This window comes from Pantoea sp. MBD-2R (assembly GCF_039134845.1).
Taxonomy (GTDB): domain Bacteria; phylum Pseudomonadota; class Gammaproteobacteria; order Enterobacterales; family Enterobacteriaceae; genus Erwinia.
In genome coordinates this window covers 3,053,670-3,076,806 of sequence record NZ_CP152417.1, presented here as the reverse complement: position 1 = coordinate 3,076,806, position 23,137 = coordinate 3,053,670, and the positions used below count along the sequence as shown (strand labels likewise).

Below are 23,137 nucleotides of genomic sequence, written 5' to 3'. Positions count from 1 at the left end.
GGTCGGGCTTTTTTCGGGGGATCGGAGGAACTTTAGCAAAAACTTTCAGAGGGGAACATCGGGGATTTCCGGGGGAAAGGGAAACCCGCTACCCGATGGAACGGGGAGCGGGTGGGGTTTTAGGCTAGAAACTGATGTTGATACCGCCGGCAAACAGCCAGTCGTTAGCACCTTCCTGTTGCAGCTTACGCTGATGGCGCACCTGCGTTGTCAGGGCGATATCTTTGTTTATCTCCAGCCAGCCTTCGGTCTTGATATTCAGGCTGTTTCCGCCGTTTCCGGTGTGGAAGTCGTTACTGCTCTGCCCGTTGCCTATCACCACTTTACCCTGATTATTTGGCCTGACTGCAAGGTTCACGTCCGTACCCAGGCGCAGCGTGCCTAATTTTCCTGCGGGTAGGGTGTAGTCGTAAGCCAGCCCGCCAATCCAGGCTTCACGTCGCTGTTGCTGATAGCTAACCTGAGCCCGATCGACATCGGTAAAGTTGGCTATCCGCATCTGCTGCTGACGATAGCCAGCATAAGGCCGAAACCTGTGCGCGCCTGATTGAATATATTTACCGGCTTCTGCCTCACCAAAAAATTGCTTAACGTTGGGTGATGCTGCGGTGCCGCGTAAATGGGTCGAAATAGTGCCTTCGGACCAGCCATAGCCGGACAGCAGGTTAAGATAATAGTCCTCATAGTGCCAGGAGAGCATCAGGTTCAGCGCATTGCTGTCAACGTTACCCTGGCTGACGCCATCTGCGGCGGAAGGCTTGAAGCTCAGATCGCCTTTTGACCATGCGCCGCTTACATTCAGCGACTGCCGATCGTTATGCCAGGCCGCCAGCGTTGTGCCCATCATCCAGCCTTTGTACTGGCTTTTATAGTTGTAGCCATACTGCATAAAACTGTTGCCCGATTGGTAATTATCATCACCGCGGTAGCCGAACAGGAAAAAGCGAGAGTGGCCTTCTTTCGCGCTATCCAGCGCGCTTTCTTTGAATAACATGGCCAGCTGTTCTTCTGCCCGGAACAGCGCGGAGGGCAGGGAAATATAAGCCGGAACCTGCGGCGTCACCGCGCGTCGCGTCGGTTTTGCAGGCTGAGGCGGTTCCTTTTCCACAGGCGTTGCGGCTGGGGTTTCTTCCGCAGGCGCTTCCGGCGTTGCGGCCGGAGCTGCTTCCGCAGGTGCTTCCGGCGTGACGATTGGCGTTTCTTCGGCAGGTGCTTCTGGCGTCACGATCGGGGTTTCTTCCGCAGGTGCCTCCGGCGTCACGATTGGCGCTTCTTCGGCAGGCGCTTCCGGCGTCACGATTGGCGCTTCTTCGGCAGGCGTTTCCGGCGTGACGATTGGCGTTTCTTCGGCTGGTGCTTCTGGCTCGCTATTGCTGCCTTCGGATAACAGAACGTTTTGCAGGCGATAATCCCAATATTGACTGCCGCTACCGCTGACTTCGCGCTCGCTTTCCGCCGCGCTTCCCGGAGCAAATGCATACAGGCCATAAGCCCATGCGCCGCTGGCAACATAGTCACCCGCCAGTTTGAAACGATCTTTTGACGAATTTCCGCCAACCTGAATAATCGATACGCCTTCCGTATTATCGGCCGTGCCGTTGGCGTTGCTGTCACTGTCCGTCCAGCTACTCAGACTGTTAATGCTAACCATAACAGAGTCGCCATCGTTGATGTCTCCGGCAATCAGCAACTTGTCGGTCGCATTGCGATTGAAAGCGCTGTTCAGTGCCAGATTCACCGTACCGCTGGTATTCAGATTAGCCAGACTCAGCGTCGAGTAATTCGCCGTTTCGGCATATAAAGCGCCAGGATAGAGGGTTGATCCCTGGCTTGCATTTACCGTCTGTAGCGTTACGCTACCCGCCAGCACGGTACCGCTTGCCATATTGACAGAAGGGGCCACATTGCCATTTAGCGCCAACGTGCCTGCTTCTAATTCGATATCCCCAGCGGTGGTAATATCCCCTTCAGCGAGTAAGACACCTTCACCGCTTTTTACCAACTTACCGTTGCCGCTAATATCTGCCGTAATCATGGATGACAGACCCTCTACGCTGCTTTCACGTTCGGTAATATCCGCCGTCAGCACGCTGTCCGTTCCTGCCAGCGTCAGGCTACCTGAAAGCAGAGTATGGGCATAAAGAGTCAGGCTGGCATTGTCTGCGACAGAGATCGTCCCGTCTAAAATGGCATGATCGCTCACCGTTAATGCTGCACCCGAGAGCACATTAGTCTTGTTTGTCAGGTAAGACTGCTCGCTCCAGTCGTCGCTGTAGAATACGTTACCGGCATGCAGCGTTTGCTGGCCTGACAAAATCAGCTCACCGCGCTTCACCGCCAGCGTTTCCACATCGGCCCCACCCGACAGTGTTGCACGGTAAGCGCTGTCTGATGCGTAATAGGAAAGATTAAGTTTGCCGCTATCCTGTTCGCCGATATGTCCAGGAAAGTTGAAACCATTGCCATACAGCGTGACGACACCGGTTTTATCCAGGTTGCGGTTAACAATTTTTGCACCATTATCGTTATGGTTAATTTCTGCAAAAGTTAAGCCGTTGCCGTTAATATCCAACGTCCCGCCGCGATAGCCAAACTGAATATTTTTGGTGTTAATCTGATCTTTATCCGCCAGTACCACCACCGGACGACCGCTAACCAGCGTCAGGGTAGAAAAGGCCTGCTTTAAGCCGTTTGCATCGGCCTGCTGATCGAGGATAACGGTCCCGGCACCCACGTTTAATCCACCGCTGTTTGCGCCTGTCGCATTAATATGCAGCGTGCCGTCACCGATTTTATGCAGCACATCGCCAGCAAGGCCATTTACCTGCCAGAGTACGGTCTTGTCTGCATCAACTTCGATACCACCGCCGACCCAGCTGTTATTCTGGCCCTCCGCCGATTTAACCTGATAATTATTGGAAAACTGAAGTTTGGCAGCGCCATGATTAACCGCCTGGTTTAAAACCAGAGTACCGCCTTCGCCGTTAAAACGGAGATCTTTCGTGGCATCTAATTCTTCGTTAGTGGCATCGGTGGGCAGCGTTTTATCAGTGCCATGCCACAGCCAGCTTTTAGCCCCCTGGGTAATGGCATTTGGATCCCAGTTAATAATGCCCTCGGCGCTGCTATCAGTAACATCGGGATCGACATTGGCCGCCATCACTTGCTCAACAAAAGCATCTTGCACAAATAAAATATATGAACGCAGATTATAAGGCCCGTCATTACCACCGCTGGTTAATACGCCTGCCAGTTTCCAGACTTTATCGACATTATCATAAACCAGCATTGGGCTGCCGCTGTCGCCGCCCCGGCTGGCACTGTCCAACGGCTGCACGTTGGGATCATCCGGGCTGTAGTTGTACCACCGCAGGCGCCAGTTTTCGAAAGTGGGATTGGTCATGGTGCCGCCGGTTTTCCAGCTGTAAGCGCCCGCCAGTTGCACCAGCTCTTGTGTTTCGGCATCAACCTGAAATTGCGTACCCGCGCCCACCCGGGCGTACCAGGTATAGCGATCTGGATTTTCGCGTAATTCCGTGCCAACCACGGAAGGGATGGCGGCAGCTTCAGTGACAACCTTATTTAAACGAGGCAGATGAAAATCGCGCACGTCATATTCATTGCGATTAATCAATTTATAGATCGTTTTGTATTTGGCGTTATTGCCAAAATCAACGGTTTTATAACCGGTATTATGCTGTACGCTGGCAAGGTAAGAGGCAGAGAAAAGCGTAGCGTAGCCGCCGGAGACAACAGCACCAAAATCAGGCATCGGATAATTAAGTATGCCTGCAGAAGTGCCGTCGGTTTTAAAGACTTCAATATTTTCTCTGCCAACCGCATATTTCCCAAGATTTTCAGCAAAGTCGCGGTATTCCTGAACGGCGACATCTTCCCGCATCACGCCAGCAAGAACGGATGTGGCGGCAAAGAAATTGCAGCAAAAAATAGCAAGAAACTTAAGCTTCATTTAATTCCCTTTGTAATCGGCATGTTGCAAATATCTTTGGTGCGTACAGCAATAAGAATTATCTTATTACTGATTAAGTTTGCCATGTGATTTTTTTAAAGCCACCTTTTGTGCCGATTTAATAAGTATTAAACTGGCGCGTTAGTTTAGTTTTATGATTAATGCTTCCAGTTAATGTTAGGCAGGTTGCAAATATATTTATATTGACAGGTCGACTATTTAATTTGTGATGTTCATGTGTTCTTCTTGTAATAGCTTCAGCTGTTTCTTAGGCGAAACGGCAGGATGAGGTAAAACTTGCGTTAATCCAGCCGCTTCCTTATGCTGCAAAGCTTGCACTATGACTCGGGGTGCCGTTTCTTTCCAAAGAAAGGGCTGAGAAAAACCCGTTGAACCTGAACTGGATAATGCCAGCGGAGGGAAGTCAGATGCCCAACCGCATCGCCTTCTTGTACGCCGGTTGGGAGTCTTATTTTGATCCAACCTTCTCGCTTTACGGCAGCGATGGCTGCGCCTTCTTTAAATCTTTTTCACCAGGCTTCACCGCTGATCCACTGCCTGACCAACGATGTGGTGCAATCCTTTACCGCCAACGTTTTGCTGGCGCTTGGCGCTTCTCCTGCCATGGTTATCGAACCCTCTGAAGCCGGGGAGTTCAGCGCTATTGCGGATGCCGTACTGATCAACGTCGGAACGTTAACAGCGGCGCGCAGTGAGGCGATGCTTACCGCCGTTAAAAGCGCCGTAAAAGCCGGGCGCCCCTGGACGCTGGATCCGGTGGCAGTGGGCGCCTTAACTTTCCGTAGTGACTTCTGCCAGCAGCTGCTGGAATACCGTCCGGCCGTCGTTCGTGGCAATACTTCGGAAATTATGGCGCTGGCTCGTCAGACGGTTTCCGGGCGAGGTGTGGATAGCCTTCACGACTCCTCTGCCGCGCTGGAGGCGGCCACGCTGCTGGCTAAATCAACCGGGGCGGTGATTGCGGTGACGGGCGAGATCGATTTCATTACCGATGGGCTCCGCATTCTGGCCGTGCCAGGCGGCTCGGCATTAATGACGCGGGTGGTAGGAACGGGCTGCGCGCTCTCAGCGGTGGTTGCCGGTTTTACCGCGCTGCCAGGTGACAGGCTGATTCATACCGCCAGCGCTTGCCGTTTGATGAGCCTGGCCGGAGAAAAGGCTGCTGCCACAGCGGGCGGGCCAGGCACCTTCGCGCCGTTGTTTCTTGATGAATTGTCTCGTTTACATCCGGAGGCGATGGCATGAAACGAATCAACGCGCTGACAATTGCCGGCACCGATCCCAGCGGTGGGGCAGGCATTCAGGCCGATCTCAAAACTTTTTCAGCGCTGGGTGCTTACGGCACCAGCGTGATTACCGCACTGGTAGCGCAAAATACGTGCGGCGTGCAATCCGTCTTTCCTGTCGATGCGGATTTCGTTGCAGCGCAGCTTTCCTCTGTGCTGAGTGATGTACGAATCGACAGCGTTAAAATCGGCATGCTGCATGACTCCGATATTGTTGAGGTGGTCGCGCAGGGGTTGCAATGGGCTGAGATTCCCTGGCTGGTACTGGATACCGTTATGCTGGCCAAAAGCGGCGATCCGCTGTTGTCGGAGCGCGCAGTAAAGACGCTGCGGGAGCGTCTGTTACCCCAGGCTTCGCTGATTACGCCCAATCTGCCCGAAGCGGCTGCATTGCTGGGCTGTGCAATTGCCCGTGATGAAGACGAGATGCGGCAGCAGGGCAGGGCACTGCTGGAAATGGGCTGTCAGGCGGTATTAATGAAAGGCGGCCACCTGAGCGATGAAGAAAGCCCTGACTGGCTGTTCACGCCTCAACTGGAGCAGCGTTTCACCGCTCTGCGCGTGCCGACAAAAAATACGCATGGTACCGGCTGTACGCTCTCTTCTGCCCTGGCGGCGCTACGCCCGCGTCATCAGGACTGGATAACAACCGTCCGCGAAGCCAAACAGTGGCTTCAGGGCGCGCTGGAACAGGCGGATACGCTGGAAGTGGGCGCAGGTTTTGGGCCGGTGCACCATTTTTATCGCTGGTGGTAGCGCATCTGGCAAAAAACTTTATGGGGAAGGTTCTGAAAAATGGAGTCAGCAATTTGCCTTAAGCGCGGTTGCGGGTCCACGCTGTTGGGGGCAGGTATTTCAGCCGGGGGCGTTTGCTCTCATACACCAACAGGAGTTTACATGACGGACATCGTACAGTTACTGGGCAAAGAAGCAGACTCTCTTTTGCAACATCGCTGCATGACCATCCCCGCAGACAGCCTTTATCTGCCGGGTGCGGATTATGTTGACCGGGTGATGGTCGATAACGACCGTTCACCAACCGTGTTGCGTAATATGCAAACGCTGTATAACACCGGTCGCCTGGCGGGCACGGGCTACCTTTCCATTCTGCCTGTGGATCAGGGCGTGGAGCATTCTGCCGGGGCTTCTTTTGCCGCGAATCCGCTCTATTTCGATCCCAAAAACATCGTCGAACTGGCCATTGAAGCGGGTTGTAACTGTGTCGCCTCAACCTACGGCGTGCTGGCTTCGGTTTCACGCCGCTATGCACACCGTATTCCCTTTCTGGTGAAACTGAATCATAACGAAACGTTGAGCTATCCCACGCAGTACGACCAGACGCTGTACGCCAGTGTTGAACAGGCTTTCAATATGGGAGCCGTGGCGGTTGGCGCAACTATCTACTTTGGCTCTGAGCAGTCCCGCCGCCAGCTGGAAGATATCTCACATGCTTTTGAGCGGGCGCACGAGCTGGGGATGGTCACCGTGCTTTGGGCTTATCTGCGTAACAATAGCTTCAAAAAAGATGGCGTGGATTATCATGCCAGCGCCGATTTAACCGGCCAGGCCAATCATCTGGCTGCCACTATCGGTGCCGATATCGTTAAACAAAAACTGGCGGAAAATAACGGCGGTTATAACGCCCTGAAATTTGGCTCTACCGATGAGCGGGTTTACAGCAAGCTGACCAGCGATAACCCCATCGATCTGGTGCGTTACCAGCTGGCGAACTGCTATATGGGACGCGCAGGTCTGATTAACTCTGGCGGCGCTTCGGCTGGCGAAACCGACACCGCGGAATCCGTGCGCACCGCGGTCATTAATAAACGCGCGGGGGGAATGGGGCTGATTCTCGGCCGTAAAGCCTTTAAAAAATCGATGAAAGAGGGCGTGGCGCTGATTAACGCCGTGCAGGATGTCTATCTGGCGAAAGATGTCACCATCGCCTGACTGATAATTCAGGGGCCGGATGCGCCCCTGAATTTCCTGCTTTTTCAGTAATTTTGTTACAACTTCAGCCAGCAGAAGGGCGCTAATCTTTTTCCGCTCAGGATAAAATAGCCTTTTAATTCGTCACGAGCTGTTGTTCATGAAATGGTTGTCAAAAAATGCCCTGCTGTTTGCCCTGAAAACCGGCATCGCGGCATTTTTAGCTTTATATATTGCGCTGGTGCTAAATCTTGATAAGCCAGCGTGGGCGATGGTTTCAGTCTATGTTATCTCGCAGCTCTATTCTGCTTCGACGCTGTCAAAAGCGCTGTTTCGTCTGCTTGGCACCGTGCTGGGCGGGATTTTTATTTTTCTCATCTATCCGGTTACCGTTACCACGCCGATCCTGTTCAGCTTCAGCGTTTCGCTGTGGGTTGCCTGTTGTTTATACCTTTCGCTGCACGATCGCACGCCGAAAAGCTATGTCTTTATGCTGGCAGGATACAGTGCGGCCATTATGGGCTTTGCGGATGTTACTACGCCGCTTTCTATTACCTACACGGTCATTTCGCGTATAGAAGAGATTACCGTTGCCATTATTTGTAGCGCGCTGGTGCATATGCTGGTTTTCCCGGTGCGAATGCGCAGCCTGCTGGAAAATAGCGTCAATCACTGGTTCGACAGCGCCAAAAAACTTTGTAACGAGCTGCTGACCGTTGAGGCAAAAAACCCTTCGCCGGAAAGAGAGCATATTCTGGTTCAGATGGCCAGTTATCCTGCCACCGTTGAATCGCTGATTACCCATTGTGTTTACGAAGGCGACGCTGCCCGAAAGCTCATTCGCCTGGTGGGCGCCCAATATCAGCACCTTTCTTATCTCATCCCCACGCTGACCGCCATTGAGAAGCGCCTGAGTTTACTGGCCGAACAGGATATCCGCCTGCCAGATTTTGTCGCTGAAGCGTTCAACCATTTTCTTGTCTGGCTCAACAGTCCGGAGCAGAGCGGTAACGCACAGGCAATACAGGCGGACCTTGCTGCGGCGCAGGATGAGATCGAAAGGCGCTACTATCATGGCGACATGAACGCGGAAGAGGGGCTGTTGCTTGTTGGGCTGCTTGAGCGGCTGCTTAATTTTGTCCGGGTAGCGGAAAGTTATTTTGGCGCCAGGGAGCGGGTTAGCTTGATCAGCAGTAAAAAACAGCGCGGCGGGCAAAAGCTGATTAAAAAACATGCCGACAAAGGGTTAATGCTTTTATCCTGCTTTACCGCTTTTGCCGCAACGATGCTGGGTTGCCTGTTCTGGATTGGCACGGGCTGGAAAGATGGTTCAACGGCACCGATGATGGCCGCCGTGGTCTGCTCGTTTTTCGCGGCTCTGGACAGCCCGGTTGCTTCAATGAAGGTCTTCTTAAAAGGCGTGGTAATTGCCATCGTTATCAGCGTGCTGTACGTCGGGATTATTATTCCGGGCACCACGACCTATGAATCATTGATTATTTGCCTTGCGCCGGGGCTGTTCGCCCTTGGCTTGGTTATTGCTAATCCGGCGACCAATTTTATTGGGTTGATTATTGCCACGCAAATCCCTGGTTTTATCGGCATGGCGCATCACCTTAAACCCGATTTGTTATCGATTATCAACGCGGCAATTTCAACCGTAGTGGGGATTGTGCTGGCTGTGGTGATTACCTCGGTCATCCGTAATAAAAGACCGGCCTGGACTGCCCGGCGCGTGTTGCGAAAAGGTATTAAGGAACTGCTTCAGTTTATCAGCGAAATAAACCTTAACGCCGCGACGCTGCTATCCCGCCAGCAATTTGTGGCGAGCCAGATTGATAAAATTAATATTATTTTGCCACGTAACAAAATCGATCCCATGGCAAACGTGGCGCTGGGCGGAAATCTGATCACTGAAATCTGGCTGGGCGTTAACTGCTATGATTTCTACGGCCGCCATCAGGCGATCCTCAAAGAATATTCGCTGGAAACCAATGTGCTGATGTTTGAAATTAATCAGTATTTTAAGAAACGGTTGAAGAATATTTCGCGTGAACCGCCCCAGTCATTGCTGGAGGCGCTAAATGGACTGCTGCTGCAAACCGAAGCCGCCAGCCGCTGTGAACCGGCGCTGTTTCGCCCGCTGTTCTACTTATTCAACATCCGTCTGGCACTCTATCCGACAGAAAGATGGCCAGCGCTTCCGACCTGATATCAGGGCTGTTCAAACCATTCGCTGTTTTGCTCGGCAATAGGCGTGATGGAAAAAATCATTTCCTGAAGATGGCGACGCAGAGCCTGTTCGGCGGCATCGGCGTTTTTTGCCAGCAGCGCCTGATAGATTTCATTGTGCTGCGCAATCAGGCTTTCTGGCGGCGAGACTTTACTCAACGTCAGAAAGCGCACCCGATCCATGGTGGCCTTGATATTTTCCACCGTCTCCCAGGCAAGCTCACAGTTAATGCTTTGCGCAATCAGACGGTGGAACTCATCATCCAGCAGCAAAAATGCCTGGCTGTTCTGACGTTCCGCCGACATTTTCTGTAGCTGTAAATTATGCTCCAGCAAAGCCAGGGCTTCCGGTGTGGCTTCCAGTGCCGCCCTGCGTACAACCGCGACTTCAACCGCTTCGCGGATAAAACGGCCATCGGCGACCCGCTGGGCAGAGATGCGACGCACAAAGGTACCGCGCTGCGGCAGGATCTGTACCAGTCCAGCTTCGGCCAGTTTAATAAAGGCTTCACGCACCGGCTGACGGGAAACGTCAAAACGGCTCGACACTTCTTTTTCTGACAGCAACGATCCGGGAGGGATGGCACAGGTGACAATATCCTGGCGCAGAAAACGATAAATCTGCTGATTAACGGGTTCGCTGGCGGTGATGGTGTAGGTCATTGACATTCGGTAATTTCATTCCGATAAGGCGTCATAAAAGCTGACGCTGGGAAGATCAGTCTAATCAGCCTGATGCACCAGCGCCAGCCCTTTTGCCATGAAACCATTACCCGGCGCGGATCGCCTGACGAACCGCAGCTTTTGCACCTGAAAGCAATAACAGCTGGTAGTAATGCGTAACGCGATCCCGGAATAGCGAGTTGTCCGGCAGGTCTTCGCCAAAGACTTCTTTCAGCGAAAGCAGAGCGGTAACACGTGGTTCACCTTCCGCGCTGCTTTGGGTTAATCGCGCCAGCTCAGACCGTAATGGATCGTTGATAACAAATGCTTTTCCCTGTTCATCAACGCCCTTTACGAAACGCATCCAGCTGGCAACGCACAGCGCCAGCAGTTCAAAACGACTGCCGTTGCGAAGATGCCAGCGAATGCTGTCGAGCCAGCGCTGCGGTAATTTTTGCGTGCCATCTGTCGCGATCTGATAAGTCCGATGTTTAATCGCCCGGTTTTTATAGCGTGCAATCAGGGAGTCGGCATAGGCAACCAAATCAACGCCGGTCGTTCTCAGAGTTGGCGCCTGCTCATCCAGCATGAGTTTGCGCGCGGCCAGCTGGTAGTCATCATCGTCCATGCACTCGCTGATGGTCTCGTAACCCGCCAGATAGCCGGTATAAGCCAGCAGAGAATGACTGCCGTTCAGCATACGCAGCTTCATCTCTTCATAAGGCAGGACATCGGCTACCAGTTCGGCGCCGGCTTTTTCCCACGCCGGACGACCGCTAACAAATTTATCCTCGATGACCCACTGGAAAAAAGGTTCGCATTCAACGCCCACCGGATCGGCACAGCCCAGTTTATGACTTAAAGACTGAAAAGCTTCGGCCGTCATGGCTGGCACAATGCGGTCGACCATGGTCGACGGGAAGGTAATATTCTGTCGGATATAATCAGCAAGCTGGCGATCCTGCTGCTCTGCCAGCTGTACCACGACGTTGCGGGTAACGTGACCATTTTCAGGCATGTTGTCACAGGACATCACGCTAAAAGGTGGAAGGCTGGCGTCGCGACGGCGCTTAATCGCTGCCAGAATAATCCCCGGCAGAGATTGCGGATCTTCAGGGTGCGCCAGGTCGTGTACGATGGCCGGATGGTCAAGATTCAGCTGGCCGGTTGCAGGCTGATAGCAGTAGCCTTTTTCTGTCACCGTCATGGACACGATCGCGACGTCAGGCTGACACATCGCGCTAATAATTTTTTCGATACCGTCGCAATTACGATATAGCGCCTGTGTTACCACACCCACTACGCGGGTGTGCAGGCCGTCATCGGCTTTTTCCGTCACGCTATAAAGCAGGTCCTGTTGACGCAATGCATTGAACAGCTCGCCGTTATTGTTCAGGGTAATGCCGCACTCGCAGTAACCCCAGTCGCTGTTATGCTCGGCGGCCAGAATATCTGCGCATACCGCCTGATGAGCGCGATGAAAGGCACCAAAACCTATATGCACGATACGCGTGCGTAAGGCGCTGCGGTCGTAATGGGGGATCAAAGTCCCTGCGGGTAATGTTTCAACGGACAGCATACATACTCCTTAATCAACAGGGTACGCCAGTGCGTACCCACAGCAACTAAACTGAAACCGGCGTTTTCGTACTTTTTGGGCTTTTGATCACCAGCAGAACCAGCACGGCACCCAGCGCCGCAACGACGCCCGCCAGAATAAAAGCGCTGTCGAATTTACCGGTGTGATGCACGATGTAACCGGTTACGACCGGGCCGACAATGCCGGAGAGGCTACCGATAAGATGGATAAAGCCGCTAATGCCGCCGACGCGGCTTTTATGCACCACATCCTGGATAATCGCCCAGTAAATCGCCCCGGTGATGTAGAGGAAAAAGATTGAGACCGACATCAGGATCACGGCGGGGTAAACGCCCTTAACCGAACCGGCAAGGGCCACGCACAAGGCTGCGGCGAAGAGAGAGACGACTAACACAATTTTTCGTGAAAGCAGGAGCTTACCGGTGATGTTGAAAATTTTGTCGGAGATCCAGCCGCCCAGCGCCAGCCCGACAAAGCCGACCACCCAGGGGATCACGGTGGTCATACTCATTGATTTAATATCCAGGCTATGGGCCTGAACCAGATAGGCCGGGAACCAGCTGAGGAAGAAAAACAGAATGTAGTTATAGCAAAAGAAGGCGAAAGCGGTAACGAGGATAATCGGCTGACGCAGATAGTAACCAAGGCCATGAGCGGCCTGCGCCAGTTCCTCATCCGGCGTAGTCTGTTCTTCTTTCAGGCGGGTAATCAGCGCCTGCTCTTCTGCGCTGACGCGACGGCTTTTCAATGGATTATCAGCGGCAATAAAAAACCAAATTACCATCCAGACAATCCCAATCGAGCAGATGATGACGAAGGCCGGACGCCAGCCAAAGGCGAGCGCAAGATAGCCGATAATCGGGCCGGCGACTGCGCCACCCAGCGGTGAACCTGCGCTGAGAAAGCCCATCGCCGTGGCTGCCTGTTTTTTGGGAAACCAGCCATTAATCGCTTTGTTGGCGGAGGCGCAGATCGGGCCTTCTGCCATGCCGAACAATATGCGCAGAATTAGCATCGACCAGAAGCCAGTCGCCAGTGCAGTAAAGCCGCAGAACAGTGACCACATTCCTACTGCCACGCCCAGCACCAGCGTGGGGCCGAATTTATCGGTAGCCAGGCCGCCGATAAAATTAAAGATGGCATAACCGAAGAAGAAGCTGCCGAAGATCAGACCAAACTGCTCGGCATTGAGCAGCAGATCTTTTTCGATCATCGGCACGGTCAGCGAAAGCGCGACACGATCCAGATAGTTGATCATGTACACCAGAAAAAGCAGCAGAACGATGGTCCAGCGGAGATTTTTAAACATAGGAGTACCCTGGTTTTTTCTAATTTATAGATTCTCTTTCCGCGGCAGAGTCCTGATACCGGGAGCCTGAACCTGCTCCCAGACCGAATACGACTTAGTACGGTAAGCCTGGTGCCCGTCAGCTGAACGTTAAGATTACCTTGCAGCAGCTGCGCGGATCTTTTTCGAAAAGGGTCATGGCCGCTTCAATGTCACTTAACGGCAGATAGTGAGTAACCAATTTTTCAGGCTGGATTTTTTGCTGTTCCATCCAGCTAATGACTTCAGGAAAACGATGGCTGTTCAGACGTGAAGTAAACAGCGACAGCTCTTTACTGGTCAGGCTTTGTTGCGTCACCGTGCAGGGTTCGCCGGAAAAGCCGAGCAGGCCAATACGCGCTGCCGGTGAAGCCAGCGCAACGGCTTCTGACAGAATCGAAGGATGACAGGCGGCATCAATAATCAACGTCGGTTGCTCCCCTTCCAGCTGTGCAGCCAGCGGGATTTCACTGTTACCCAGCACGACATCAGCGCCATTCTCCAGCGCCATCTGTAGCCTTTCAGGCAGCCGATCGGCTACGATCACTTTACGGACGTTAAACACGCCTTTCAGTGCCTGAATTGCGGTTAATCCCATTGGGCCGGCACCAAAAATCAGGGCGACATCGTTGGGCTGCGGTTTAAGAAAGGCGCAGATATTAGCGGCAATAGTAAAAGGCTCTACCAGACTTGCCAGCTTGTCAGGAATACTTTGCGGCAGCACATAAGCGTTTGAGGCTGGGACAACCGCATACTCACTGAAGCCGCCGTCGCGGTGAACGCCAATAACCTGTAATTCGCGACAAACGTTTGGCCGGCCAACAGAACAGGGGTAGCAGTGACCGCAGCTGACGACCGGATCGACCGCCACCCGTTCCCCTGTGCGTGAGGCATCAACGCCTTCGCCTGTCGCATCGATGACACCAAAAAACTCATGGCCAATCACCCGTGGATAGCGTGCGAAGGGATTGTGACCGTGCCAGATATGTACATCAGAACCACAGATGCTGGCATAGTTGACCTTGACCCTGACTTCGCCCGCGGCTGGCTCAGGCAGGGGACGATCTTCTACGATCATTTCGCCGGGTTTAGCGATAACAACGCTTTTCATGGTGCTCTCCTTACCAGTTCCACAAGGTGCCATCTTCTAAACGAGCGACCGGCAGATAAGCGGGCTCATAGGGATATTTCGCTGCCAGCTTCTCGTCGAACTCAATGCCAAGGCCCGGTTTGTCACCCGGATGCATATAGCCATCTTCAAAGGTCCAGCTATGCCTGAACACCTCCATCATCTGCTCGGAGTAGCCCATGTATTCCTGCACGCCAAAGTTGGGTACCCAGAGATCGAAATGCAGCGCAGCAGCCATACAAACTGGCGAAAGATCGGACGGGCCATGCGAACCGGTACGTACCTGATACAGCGAGGCGAAATCGGCGATACGACGCATACCGGTAATGCCACCAGCATGGGTAATAGTGGTGCGGATATAGTCGATGAGCTGCTCTTCAATCAGCTGCTTACAGTCCCAGATGCTGTTAAAGACTTCGCCCACCGCAATTGGCGTAACGGTGTGCTGACGGATCAGACGGAAACTTTCCTGGTTTTCGGCAGGCGTTGGATCCTCCATCCAGAACAGACGCGAGTCCTCAACGCTTTTGCCGAAGCGCGCCGCTTCAATGGGTGTTAAGCGATGATGCATGTCGTGCAGCAAATGTTCGTTAAAGCCATATTTGGCACGGATTGCCTCAAACAGTTTTGGTGTAAAATCGAGATACTTTTCGGTCGACCACAGCTGCTCTTCCGGCCAGTCACCCTTGGTGGCGGGCTCATAAGCCAGGCCTTTGCCTTTCGCCATGCCGTAGGTGGTTTTCATTCCGGGAACGCCACACTGCGCACGGATGGCTTTAAAACCCATCTCTTTATGCTTCGCGTAATCGTCCATCACTTCATCAATGCTGTGCCCGGTTGTATGGCAATAGACCATTACGCCAGTACGCGAGGCACCGCCCAGCAGCTGGTAAAGCGGCATATTGGCGGCCTTACCTTTGATATCCCACAGTGCCTGATCGACAGCCGAGATAGCGGACATGGTTACCGGGCCACGACGCCAGTAGGCACCTTTATAAAAATACTGCCAGATATCCTCGATTTGGTGTGCGTTACGGCCAATCAGCTGTGGGCAAACATGATCTTTCAGATAAGAAGCCACCGGTAGCTCACGGCCATTTAACGTCGCGTCGCCAATACCGGTAAGGCCTTCGTCGGTGGTGATTTTAACAGTGACAAAATTCCTGCCTGGACAGGTAACAAAGACTTCCGCTTTAACAATTTTCATTATCAAGACCCTGAGTTGCGACAATGGATAAAAAATACGCACTAACGTACTACCATACAAGTTAGCGTCGTCGAATATCCGATAACGATCACAATTGCGATCGCTTCGGCTTTCAAAATTTAAGACTTGTGCCAGCTATGGAGCTCTTTGCACCGTTTCACCGGTGCGGTTTCCGGCAGATGAGAAATGCCGTACAGCGAAACCAACCCAAGAATGACGACATAAGCGGCCAGGCCATAATAGTGACCGCCGGACATCTGGAGGATCTTAACGGCCGTCAGGCCCAGCACGCCGCCGCCAATCAACGAACCGGTTTGCCAGATCAGCGCAATACCGCTGCAACGAATATGAGTAGGGAAAAGTTCCGGGAACCAGGAAGCTTGCGGCGCATAACACATACTGTGACCCAGCGTCAGCACGACGATCATGGCCAGCTGCGAGATCCAGTAGATGTTCTGGCTCATCGCGATAAAGAAAGGAAAAATGCTGAGGGTAAGCAGGAGAGCACCTGTCATATAGACCGGCTTCCGGCCAATCCGGTCGGAGAGTTTGCCCATCAACGGAATCGCCATAATTTCCAGAATCACCGCGACAATCATCGTTTGCATCATCAGGGTATCGCTGAGCTGATTGACTTTTCCCCATGCCAGAATGATGACCGTGAAAAGGCCAAACGAGCAGGCTTCAATCAGCTTGGCCGCCACGCCATAAACAATAATTTTGGGATAGTTGCGTATTACTTCCATTACCGGACGCGACTCGGCTGCTTTGGTTTCACGGATTTGGGCGAAAACCGGTGATTCATCAATACGCAGGCGGATAAACATGCCGACGATAACCAGCAGCGCGCTAAGTAAAAACGGGATGCGCCAGCCCCAGTCCACCATTTCTTCTTTCGACAGCAGCGCCGTTAAGGCGGCGAACAGCGCCAGAGGCAGTAAAAATCCGACCGGTGCGCCTATCTGCACCCAGCTGGCAAAATAGCCACGACGACGAGGCTCAGCATATTCAGCGGTCATCAGAACAGCGCCTGCCTGTTCACCGCCGACGCCAAACCCCTGGATTATGCGGATAATCACCAGCAGCGTGGGCGCCCAGAAGCCAATTTTTTCATAGGTTGGTAACAGCCCAATGCAGAATGTGCCCAGGCCAACCATCAGGATAGTGATAACAAGGGCTTTTTTGCGGCCGACTTTATCGCCAATATGGCCAAAAACGATGCCGCCCAGCGGCCGTGCAAAGAAGCCGACGGCGTAGGTAGCAAAGGCCGCCAGCGTGCCGATAAGTGGATCGCTGGAAGGAAAAAAAAGCGGGCCAAAAAAAAGTACTGCTGCCGTACCGTAGGCAAAAAAGTCATAATATTCGGCGGCGGTACCGATTGCGGATGCGCTGGCGACACGTCTTATAACCGAAGTGGAATCGTTTGTCTCGGCTGAAGCGATTGCTCTGGTGTTGGTCATAATCAATCCTTGAATAAGCCAGTAAGTTATAAAGACCTACTACCATACAAGCTGATTGGCAAGCCGTCTGCATGGAGGATCACATTTCTAACGTCCTTTTATTGGTGCGCAGTGGAGAAAAGGAGAGAGCCACTTGATGTGGCTCACAGCGCTATGCCAGCAGTTCGCAGGAGGGCGGCAGGCGGCAGGAAAGGGCAGCCGGCAGAATCTCAATACGGAATGACGTGCCGGTTAGCGGCTCGCCATCCAGATTAAAGGTCATTTCGTTTGGCGCATCAATTTCCAGCCAGGGCAGTGAAGCACGAATGATATTGGGATTTTCGTCGTCTCCGCCAATAACTGAATTAAACAGCGTAGGTAAGATCTCTTTTGACGTGACGATACTCAATTCCAGCATGCCATCGTTAATCAACGCGGCCGGACACAGACGTTGTCCACCGCCTGCCTGACGTCCATTGCCGATCCCAATCACCAACGCATCGCCCTGCCAGTTGAAGCCGGGGCCGCTAAGCGTACAGGTGTCTGCTTTCAGGGTATCCATGCGCATCAGGCCATGAATAAAGTAGGAAACACCGCCCAGCGCCGATTTCAGCCTTTCCGGTGTTTCCGTGGTAATCCGCGTGCCGAAGCCGCCCGTCGCCATATTAATGAAATAGCGATCCTGATTGACCCGTGCCAGGTCAACCGGCGTGGCTTTACCGACGATAGCCAGACGCAGCGCATTTTCCATCTCTTCCGGAATGCCTGCGCTGGTCGCAAAATCGTTAGCGGTTCCCAGCGGGATAATACCCAATACCGGACGCTGTTTTTCAGCTACGCCCGCCAGCGAGGTGGCGATTTCATTGACGGTGCCGTCGCCACCGCCGGCCACCACCGTTGCAGCACCCAGCGTCACGGCCTCCTGCACAAAACGCTCGCCATCCCCTTGTTCCCAGGTGACACGCACTTCAATCGGCAGGCCTTCTTCGCGCAGCTTCAGGATGGCCTCGCGCAGCGCTTCGTTACCCGCGCCCTTGCCGTTAAGGATAATCAGCGTCAGTGAATGTGTATCCATGTTATTTTCCTGTCAAAACTGCCCTGAACGAAAAGTGCTTCAGTTATAGCATATCCGCAGAGGGGAAGAAAAAGCGGCTCGTGGATGAATCGATAAATCAAAGAAAAGCCCGCCCGGAAGAACCGGACGGGCCAAAGAGGTGGTTTAGGTAAATCTGCCGTTTTGAATTGATCGTTTAAGCCTGCACAGCATACCCAGAAAAGGCGACAGGGAATGTGAGCCTGTTCTAAAATAAGTCACGTCAGGAAACTTTTATTTGGCGTCTTCCGGAAAATTCCGCATCAGGAGCGCGTAAGTCAGATCGATCTCTTCGGGCAGTGGGATCCAGACAAAATGACCGTTGCCGGGTGCGATATCGGTCGATTCCAGCCTGCGGTTTTCCATCTTTTCCAGTCGAAAGTTGATATTGCCTGCGGGCGTCATCAGCTCCAGGCTGTCGCCCGTGCTGAACTTGTTTTTAACCTCCACCAGCGCCATTGCGCCGCGCCGCTCACCGGTAAATTCGCCGACAAACTGCTGACGCTCGGAGGCGGAATAGCTGTGATCGTAATTTTGATAGCTGTCATGCGTATGGCGACGGAGGAAACCTTCGGTATAGCCACGGTGCGCCAGTCCTTCCAGCGTTTCCAGCAGGGAATGATCAAAGGGTTTGCCTGCGGCCGCATCATCAATCGCGCGGCGATAGACCTGCGCCGTGCGCGCGCAATAATAGTGGGATTTGGTTCGGCCTTCGATTTTCAGCGAGTGAACGCCCATCTGCGTCAGGCGTTCAACGTGCGCCACGGCCCGCAAATCTTTTGAGTTCATAATGTAGGTGCCGTGCTCGTCCTCAAAGGCGGTCATATACTCGCCCGGCCGCATCGCTTCCTCAATCATAAAGACTTTATCCGTCGGTTGACCCTCGCCGAGCGTCGGTTCAACGTTCCTGACCGGGATCGGCTGATACTGATGCACTATATTGCCAATCTCGTCCTGTTTGCCTTCTTCAACCTTATATTCCCAACGGCAGGCGTTAGTACAGGTTCCCTGATTTGGGTCGCGTTTATTAATGTAACCGGAAAGCAGGCAGCGACCGGAGTAGGCCATGCATAAGGCACCGTGGACAAAAATTTCCAGTTCAATATCGGGAACCTGCTGGCGGATTTCGGCGATCTCTTCCAGAGACAGTTCACGCGAAAGAATGACGCGCGTCAGCCCCATCTGCTGCCAAAACTTTACCGTTGCCCAGTTGACCGCGTTAGCCTGCACCGAAAGATGCACGTCCATCTGCGGGAAGGCTTCACGCACCATCATGATCAGACCAGGATCGGACATGATCAGCGCGTCCGGCCCCATTTCGACTACCGGCTGGAGATCGCGAATAAAGGTTTTCAGCTTGGCATTGTGCGGCGCAATATTGACCACAACGTAGAATTTTTTGCCCTGGGCATGCGCTTCGTTAATGCCGATTGCCAGGTTCTGATGGTTGAACTCGTTGTTGCGGACGCGCAGGCTGTAGCGAGGCTGGCCAGCGTACACTGCATCAGCGCCATACGCGAAGGCGTAGCGCATGTTTTTCAGCGTACCGGCCGGAGAAAGCAGTTCCGGTTTAAACATGAGGTATCTCGTCGATCTGATGTCAGGTCAGATATTGCAATAAAGGCCGTCACGGGACGGCCTTACGAAAAGTGTGGGGATTGTAAGAGGTGAGGGAAGGATTGTAAATTGCGCTAGATCAAACGACAGACATCTGCTTCCCAGCGATAGCCCATACCGTAGACCGCACGGATAAAGGGCTGGTCGGCGTCCAGAGCTTCCAGCTTTCGGCGCAGGTTTTTAATATGGCTGTCGATGGTGCGATCGGTAACGACGCGATAGTCGTCATACAGATGGTTAAGCAGCATCTCGCGGGAGAAAACTTTGCCCGGCTCCTGCGCCAGCGTTTTTAGCAGGCGAAACTCGGCGGGGGTTAAATCCAGCGCTAAATTATCCCAGCTTGCCTGGAAACGGTTCTCATCCACCACCAACAGTGACGCTTTTTGCGCTTCTTCCGGCGTCCGCTGGCAGCGTTTCAGAATAGTTTTGACGCGTGCCACGACCTCGCGTGGGCTAAAGGGTTTGCAGATATAATCATCAGCGCCGATTTCCAGACCGAGCAGGCGATCTATCTCTTCCGTGCGCGCCGTCACCATCACGATCGGCAGTTCTGAAAACCGACGGATTTCGCGGCAAAGCGTCAGTCCGTCCACGCCCGGCAGCATCAGATCAAGCAGCATCAGATCCGGCGGCGACTGTTTTACCCATTCCAGCACCTCATCACCGCGCAACAGATGATGGGTGCGATAATTGGCAGCCTGCAGGTAATCCACCAGCAGCTGGGCAAGCTTGGGTTCGTCTTCCACCACTAAAATGAGGGGGTCTTGAGATTCTTGATTCATGGCGCTCCTGCCGGTACGAAAAAGAGTATTGCTCTTAAATTACCTGGTACAGGGGAAGTGTATCGTAATTCTCAGTCCTCCGGCATCGGAGTGATCCGCTTTGATCGTTCCCTCGTGCGCTTCCACAATGTTCTGACAAATTGCCAGGCCAAGCCCGGAGCCGCCGCTGGCACGATTGCGGGAAGTTTCTGCCCGATAAAAACGCTCGAAAATTTGCAGGCGCTGATCGTCGGTAATACCGGGAGAGGTATCGTCAAACCACAGGGTTAGCTGGTCCGGTTGCGCCATCACCGTTACCGTCAGGGCGCCTCCTGCGTCGGTATAACGCAGGCTGTTTTCCATCAGGTTGGTGAACAGCTGCATCAGGCGATCGGGGTCGCCAAACAGCGGCGCCTGATCCGGCAGGTTAAGATCCAGCCTCAGCCCGTGGCTCTGATAACGCCCGCTGAAATTGGCGGCGACGACTTCCAGTAGCGGCACCAGATCGGTCTGGCTACGACGGTAGGCCAGCGCGCCTTCATCGGAAAGGGAAAGCTGATGAACGTCATCCACCAGCTTAGTGAGCGTAGTGACTTCGCCCTGGAGTGAGACGATCGATTCCGGCGTCAGTTTGCGTATGCCATCCTGAATCGCTTCCAGCTCACCGCGCAGAATGGCCAGCGGCGTACGTAGCTCGTGCGAGATATCCGCCATAAAAGCGCGGCGCATGCTTTCATTTTTCTCCAGCGTGCTGGCAAGACGATTGAAATCCTGACCCAGACGGCCAAGCTCGTCGCGGCTGTCGGCTTTCACCCGGCTGGTAAAATCTCCAGCAGCGAGTTGGTGAGTCCCTTCGACCAGCCGCCTGACCGGCGCGAGCAGGCCACGCGACATTAGCCAGGTCACGGCAGCCGCCAGCAGCATCGTCAGAGCAACGATAATCCAGCTGGTGCGTTTTTGCTGCTGATCGAAATTGATATCCGCGCTGCGGGTCAGCCTTTCCGGTGGGGAACCAATAACCCAGCCGACGATATGTCCGGTGCTGGTGGTGATATTTCTGCGGCTCCCTTCTGTCGGTACCGGCGCTCGTGGCCCCATCATCACGTGATATTGCTGATCGATAATCCAGAACTGCGTGCGCCAGCCGTGCGGTGGCAGCTGATTGTTCGCATCAGGATTTTGCTCCAGCGAATGCAGGATCTGGAAAACCAGCTTGTTGTTATTGCGTAAAAAATCCCAGTTACCGTGCTGCTCATACTGGTCGGCCAGCGCGTCGCTCAGCAGGCCCAGCCGCTGTTCGTTGCCTTTTTTGATGTAATCAATAAAGCCGTGTTCAAAGCTGAGGCGCACGCCCCAGTGCATGGTGATCAGCACCAGCATGCAGGTGGAAAAAATGGCAATAAACAGTTTGGCGGTAATGCCAATACGCAACTTCGCAAACATTAAGACTTTCTCCGGCGCTGTAGCACCACGTTTTTACTGATGTCGGCCGGTACGCGCCAGAATACCAGCGCGGGGAAAACAATCACCACCGCCATACAGAGATAAGTATAAATAAAGGCTTGCTGCGTGGTTTCGCTTCCGGCAAGCGACTGCTGACCAAAGGTGCCGAGCAACAGGCCGGCCACCGTTACGCCGATACTCATCGACAGCTGCATCACCATCGACAGCAGGCTGTTGCCGCTGCTGGCTAGCTCATCCGGCAACGTTTTGAGCGTTAAGGTGTTCATTGTGGAAAAGCGGATCGCGTTGACCATTCCCTGCAGAAACAGTATCAGCGGCAGCAGCTTTTCCCAGCCTGACAGCGCGACGACAGGAAACAGCAGCACGACCAGCGCCAGGCCCACGGTTGATCCCGTCAGCACGTTGCGGTAGCCGAATCGGTTGACGATTTGCACCACAATCCGCTTCATGCCCATATTGCCCAGCACCATTGGGATCATCATCAGCCCGGCGTGAAAAGGGGTATACCCCATTCCGACCTGTAAAAAAAGCGGGGTCATAAACGGCAGCATGCCGCTGCCAATGCGCCCGGTCAGGCTGCCCAGCAGACCAACGGAATAGATACGGTTATCGAACAGTTTGAGGCTGAACAGTGCCCGATCGTTATCGCGGGCGTAGAGCAGATAAAACAGCAGCGAAAAAATGCCTGCAAGAATGAACAGGCCGAGCAGGAGCGGCGAAAAGCCGGAGCCGTGAGAGCCATCCAGCGCCAGCGTCAGCGTGGCCATGCCGACAGCCAGCAGCAGAAAACCTTTAAGATCAAAGCGCCCCGGCGGCAATCGGAAGTCCGGCATCAGCATCATAGTGGCAATGGCACCCACCAGCCCGACCGGTATATTAAGCAGGAAAATCCAGTGCCAGCTGGCGTATTGCACCAGCACGCCGCCCAACGCGGGCCCAAGCAGCGGGCCAACCTGGCCCGGCAGCGTGACGAACGTCATTGCGGCCATATATTGCTCGCGCGGCACCAGCTTCATTACCGTCAGCCTGCCGACCGGCACCATCATCGCACCACCGATGCCTTGCAGCACGCGTGAGGCAATCAGCTGATCGAGCGTGGCGGACATAGCGCAAAACAGTGAGCCGGCGCTGAACAGCACGATGGCGCTGAAAAATACGTTACGCACGCCGAAGCGATCGGCCAGCCAGCCGCTAACCGGTAGCATAACGGCGACGGTCAGCACATATGACACCACCACCGAATGCATATGCAGCGGATTTTGGTTCAGGCTTTGCGCCATCGCGGGCAGGGCGGTGTTGACGATGGTGGTATCCAGCGACTGCATAAAGAAGCCAAAGGCCACAATCCACAGCTGCCAGCGTACGCTGGCAGGAAGCGTATTCATCGGTTAATCGATCC

At 53.6% G+C, this 23,137-nt stretch carries 16 protein-coding genes and 1 riboswitch; of the genes, 4 read left to right on the top strand and 12 right to left on the bottom strand.

Annotation, left to right across the window (positions count from 1 at the left end):
* Positions 1–124: 124 nt before the first annotated feature.
* A complete protein-coding gene (locus AAGQ96_RS14220) occupies positions 125–3,970 on the bottom strand; it encodes a S6 family peptidase (RefSeq protein WP_342753884.1) in 3,846 nt (1,281 codons plus the stop codon).
* 336 nt (positions 3,971–4,306) lie between these two features.
* Positions 4,307–4,409, top strand: a riboswitch (TPP riboswitch).
* A gap of 65 nt (positions 4,410–4,474) precedes the next feature.
* Between AAGQ96_RS14220 and thiM the strand changes: the two genes are divergently transcribed.
* From thiM to AAGQ96_RS14200, 4 genes are all read left to right on the top strand, one after another.
* Positions 4,475–5,236: a hydroxyethylthiazole kinase gene (gene thiM / locus AAGQ96_RS14215; protein WP_342755568.1), complete on the top strand. Its 762-nt coding sequence runs from the start codon at positions 4,475–4,477 to the stop codon at positions 5,234–5,236.
* Positions 5,233–6,033 carry a bifunctional hydroxymethylpyrimidine kinase/phosphomethylpyrimidine kinase gene (gene thiD, locus AAGQ96_RS14210; protein ID WP_342753883.1) on the top strand — a complete coding sequence of 267 codons (801 nt, stop codon included), beginning with the start codon at positions 5,233–5,235 and terminating at the stop codon, positions 6,031–6,033. The genes thiM and thiD overlap by 4 nt, the downstream gene beginning before the upstream one ends.
* 141 nt (positions 6,034–6,174) lie before the next feature.
* Positions 6,175–7,227 (top strand): class I fructose-bisphosphate aldolase, encoded by a 1,053-nt coding sequence (gene fbaB / locus AAGQ96_RS14205; protein ID WP_342753882.1) that lies wholly within the window; start codon positions 6,175–6,177, stop codon positions 7,225–7,227.
* Between the two features lie 139 nt (positions 7,228–7,366).
* Positions 7,367–9,418: an FUSC family protein gene (locus AAGQ96_RS14200; RefSeq protein ID WP_147198846.1), complete on the top strand. Its 2,052-nt coding sequence runs from the start codon at positions 7,367–7,369 to the stop codon at positions 9,416–9,418.
* A gap of 2 nt (positions 9,419–9,420) precedes the next feature.
* Here the strand turns inward: AAGQ96_RS14200 and AAGQ96_RS14195 are convergent, their stop codons facing one another.
* From AAGQ96_RS14195 to AAGQ96_RS14145, 11 genes are all read right to left on the bottom strand, one after another.
* Positions 9,421–10,107 (bottom strand): GntR family transcriptional regulator, encoded by a 687-nt coding sequence (locus AAGQ96_RS14195; RefSeq protein WP_147198845.1) that lies wholly within the window; start codon positions 10,105–10,107, stop codon positions 9,421–9,423.
* 100 nt (positions 10,108–10,207) lie between these two features.
* Positions 10,208–11,680: a mannitol dehydrogenase family protein gene (locus AAGQ96_RS14190; RefSeq protein ID WP_342753881.1), complete on the bottom strand. Its 1,473-nt coding sequence runs from the start codon at positions 11,678–11,680 to the stop codon at positions 10,208–10,210.
* Between the two features lie 46 nt (positions 11,681–11,726).
* On the bottom strand, positions 11,727–13,010 hold the full coding sequence (locus AAGQ96_RS14185; RefSeq protein WP_147198843.1) for an MFS transporter: 1,284 nt from the start codon (positions 13,008–13,010) through the stop codon (positions 11,727–11,729).
* Between the two features lie 118 nt (positions 13,011–13,128).
* On the bottom strand, positions 13,129–14,139 hold the full coding sequence (locus AAGQ96_RS14180) for a Zn-dependent oxidoreductase (protein WP_342753880.1): 1,011 nt from the start codon (positions 14,137–14,139) through the stop codon (positions 13,129–13,131).
* 10 nt (positions 14,140–14,149) lie between these two features.
* Positions 14,150–15,364 (bottom strand): D-mannonate dehydratase ManD, encoded by a 1,215-nt coding sequence (gene manD, locus AAGQ96_RS14175; protein ID WP_147198841.1) that lies wholly within the window; start codon positions 15,362–15,364, stop codon positions 14,150–14,152.
* Positions 15,365–15,483: 119 nt separating this feature from the next.
* On the bottom strand, positions 15,484–16,824 hold the full coding sequence (locus AAGQ96_RS14170) for an MFS transporter (RefSeq protein ID WP_342753879.1): 1,341 nt from the start codon (positions 16,822–16,824) through the stop codon (positions 15,484–15,486).
* 151 nt (positions 16,825–16,975) lie between these two features.
* Entirely contained in the window at positions 16,976–17,878 is a 903-nt protein-coding gene (gene yegS, locus AAGQ96_RS14165) for a lipid kinase YegS (RefSeq protein WP_147198839.1), read from the bottom strand.
* Between the two features lie 252 nt (positions 17,879–18,130).
* On the bottom strand, positions 18,131–19,474 hold the full coding sequence (gene yegQ, locus AAGQ96_RS14160) for a tRNA 5-hydroxyuridine modification protein YegQ (RefSeq protein WP_147198838.1): 1,344 nt from the start codon (positions 19,472–19,474) through the stop codon (positions 18,131–18,133).
* Positions 19,475–19,587: 113 nt separating this feature from the next.
* A complete protein-coding gene (baeR, locus tag AAGQ96_RS14155; RefSeq protein ID WP_147198837.1) occupies positions 19,588–20,295 on the bottom strand; it encodes a two-component system response regulator BaeR in 708 nt (235 codons plus the stop codon).
* A gap of 39 nt (positions 20,296–20,334) precedes the next feature.
* On the bottom strand, positions 20,335–21,717 hold the full coding sequence (gene baeS, locus AAGQ96_RS14150) for a two-component system sensor histidine kinase BaeS (RefSeq protein WP_147198836.1): 1,383 nt from the start codon (positions 21,715–21,717) through the stop codon (positions 20,335–20,337).
* A complete protein-coding gene (locus AAGQ96_RS14145; protein WP_342753876.1) occupies positions 21,717–23,123 on the bottom strand; it encodes an MFS transporter in 1,407 nt (468 codons plus the stop codon). Before AAGQ96_RS14145 ends, baeS begins: the two co-directional genes overlap by 1 nt.
* Positions 23,124–23,137 lie beyond the last annotated feature (14 nt).

Excerpts from the sequence above, each read along its gene's own strand:
- AAGQ96_RS14220 (WP_342753884.1), bottom strand. The coding sequence starts at position 3,970 with ATGAAGCTTAAGTTTCTTGCTATTTTTTGCTGCAATTTCTTTGCCGCC.
- thiM (WP_342755568.1), top strand. The coding sequence starts at position 4,475 with ATGGCTGCGCCTTCTTTAAATCTTTTTCACCAGGCTTCACCGCTGATC.
- thiD (WP_342753883.1), top strand. The coding sequence starts at position 5,233 with ATGAAACGAATCAACGCGCTGACAATTGCCGGCACCGATCCCAGCGGT.
- fbaB (WP_342753882.1), top strand. The coding sequence starts at position 6,175 with ATGACGGACATCGTACAGTTACTGGGCAAAGAAGCAGACTCTCTTTTG.
- AAGQ96_RS14200 (WP_147198846.1), top strand. The coding sequence starts at position 7,367 with ATGAAATGGTTGTCAAAAAATGCCCTGCTGTTTGCCCTGAAAACCGGC.
- AAGQ96_RS14195 (WP_147198845.1), bottom strand. The coding sequence starts at position 10,107 with ATGTCAATGACCTACACCATCACCGCCAGCGAACCCGTTAATCAGCAG.
- AAGQ96_RS14190 (WP_342753881.1), bottom strand. The coding sequence starts at position 11,680 with ATGCTGTCCGTTGAAACATTACCCGCAGGGACTTTGATCCCCCATTAC.
- AAGQ96_RS14185 (WP_147198843.1), bottom strand. The coding sequence starts at position 13,010 with ATGTTTAAAAATCTCCGCTGGACCATCGTTCTGCTGCTTTTTCTGGTG.
- AAGQ96_RS14180 (WP_342753880.1), bottom strand. The coding sequence starts at position 14,139 with ATGAAAAGCGTTGTTATCGCTAAACCCGGCGAAATGATCGTAGAAGAT.
- manD (WP_147198841.1), bottom strand. The coding sequence starts at position 15,364 with ATGAAAATTGTTAAAGCGGAAGTCTTTGTTACCTGTCCAGGCAGGAAT.
- AAGQ96_RS14170 (WP_342753879.1), bottom strand. The coding sequence starts at position 16,824 with ATGACCAACACCAGAGCAATCGCTTCAGCCGAGACAAACGATTCCACT.
- yegS (WP_147198839.1), bottom strand. The coding sequence starts at position 17,878 with ATGGATACACATTCACTGACGCTGATTATCCTTAACGGCAAGGGCGCG.
- yegQ (WP_147198838.1), bottom strand. The coding sequence starts at position 19,474 with ATGTTTAAACCGGAACTGCTTTCTCCGGCCGGTACGCTGAAAAACATG.
- baeR (WP_147198837.1), bottom strand. The coding sequence starts at position 20,295 with ATGAATCAAGAATCTCAAGACCCCCTCATTTTAGTGGTGGAAGACGAA.
- baeS (WP_147198836.1), bottom strand. The coding sequence starts at position 21,717 with ATGTTTGCGAAGTTGCGTATTGGCATTACCGCCAAACTGTTTATTGCC.
- AAGQ96_RS14145 (WP_342753876.1), bottom strand. The coding sequence starts at position 23,123 with ATGAATACGCTTCCTGCCAGCGTACGCTGGCAGCTGTGGATTGTGGCC.